Annotated in this window: 2 protein-coding genes; both read left to right on the forward strand. The window is 71.5% G+C overall.

Translation table 11 applies throughout. The features are described from left to right. Positions 1-159: 159 nt before the first annotated feature. The gene (locus tag ACWGI8_RS43815; RefSeq protein WP_453669149.1) at positions 160-1119 is read left to right on the forward strand and encodes a hypothetical protein; all 960 of its coding nucleotides are present in this window, start codon (positions 160-162) and stop codon (positions 1117-1119) included. Next, positions 1041-1805, forward strand: coding sequence for a hypothetical protein (locus tag ACWGI8_RS43820; RefSeq protein ID WP_453669151.1), 765 nt, complete (start codon positions 1041-1043; stop codon positions 1803-1805). Before ACWGI8_RS43815 ends, ACWGI8_RS43820 begins: the two co-directional genes overlap by 79 nt. Positions 1806-1856 lie beyond the last annotated feature (51 nt).

Here is a 1856-nt window from a genome sequence, read left to right on the forward strand (position 1 = left end):
AATGACTGCGGTACCAGAAGACAGGAGCCATGACCATGTCCACCAACTCCTCCGACGACAGTCCGGAGCGCGAGCCGCGTCGCCGGGACGGTGGCGGCGACCGGGGCGGTTACCGGGGCGGGCCCCGCCGGGACGACAGCCGTGGTGGATACGGGCGTCGTGACGACCGCGCCCCGCGTCGTGACGACCGTAGGGACGACAACCGTGGCGGTGGTTTCCGCGGCGGTGAGCGCCGTGACGACCGCGGTGGCTCCTTCCCGCGGGACGACCGCGGTTATGGGCGTCGTGATGACCGTCGTGACGACCGTCGTGACGACCGGCGGGACGACAGCCGTGGAAGCCGCTTCCCGCGAGACGATCGCGGCTATGGGCGCAGGGACGACCGTCGTGATGACCGTGGTCCGCGTAGGGACGACGACCGCGGTGGTTTCCGTCGTGATGACCGTCGTGATGACCGCGCCCCGCGTCGGGACGACCGCCGGGACGACAGCCGTGGTGGGTACGGGCGCCGTGATGACCGTCGCGATGACCGTGGTCCGCGTAGGGATGACGACCGCGGTGGTTTCCGTCGTGATGACCGTGGTCCGCGTAGGGATGACGACCGTGGTGGCTTCCGCCGCGATGACCGTCGTGACGATCGTGGTGGGTACGGGCGTCGGGATGACCGTCGTGATGACCGTGGTCCGCGTCGCGATGACGACCGCGGTGGTTTCCGTCGTGATGACCGTCGTGACGACCGCGCCCCGCGTCGGGACGACCGCCGGGACGACAGCCGTGGTGGATACGGGCGTCGTGACGACCGTGGTCCGCGTCGGGACGACGATCGTGGCGGGTTCCGCCGGGACGACCGGGCGCGTGGGCCTCGCCGGGACGACCGTGACCGCGACAGGGACCGGGGAGGCTACCGCGGGCGTGACGACCGTGGTGGGTACGGGCGTCGGGACGACCGGGACCGGGACCGTGGGCGGGACCGTGACCGGGAGCCGATCAAGCGGCTGCCGATCCCCGAGGACGTCACGGGCGAGGAGATCGACAAGGACGTGCGGCAGGAGCTTCAGAGCCTGCCGAAGACGCTTGCCGAGGACGTCTCGAGGAACCTCGTCATGGTCGCGCGGCTGATCGACGAGGACCCGGAGCGTGCGTACGGGTACTCGCGTGTGGCTCTGCGGCTCGCGTCGCGGGTCGCAGCGGTGCGGGAGGCCGCCGGCTTCGCCGCGTACGCGACGCAGAAGTTCTCGGAGGCGCTGGCGGAGTTCCGGGCGGCTCGCCGGATGACCGGAAGCGTCGAGCTGTGGCCCGTGATGGCCGACTGCGAGCGTGGCATGGGCCGCCCCGAGCGTGCGCTGGCGATGGCCGGTGAGCCCGAGGTGCAGAAGCTCGACAAGGCGGGTCAGGTCGAGATGCGGCTCGTCGCCGCCGGGGCCCGCCGGGACATGGGGCAGCTGGAGGCCGCCATCGTCACCCTGCAGAGCTCGGAGCTGGCGTCGAACTCCGTACAGCCGTGGACCGCGCGACTGCGCTACGCGTACGCGGACGCGCTGCTGGCGGCCGGACGCGAGGGCGAGGCACGTGAGTGGTTCGCCAAGGCCGTCGAGGCGGACAAGGACGGGGCGACGGACGCCTCCGACCGGCTCGCCGAGATGGACGGCGTGGAGTTCGTCGACGCGATGACCGACGAGTCGGACGCCGGTGAGCCGGACGCCGTTCAGCCGGCCGAGGACGAGTCGAAGGAAGCGACTGTCGAAGCGCCTGTCGAAACGTCCGGCGACGAGGGGCAGCACGAGACCGGTACGGACAAGGCCTGATCCGCTGAACCGGCCGCACCTCCGCTGACGCACGGACGGGCCGGCACCCAC

The organism is Streptomyces sp. NPDC054841, from assembly GCF_053611045.1.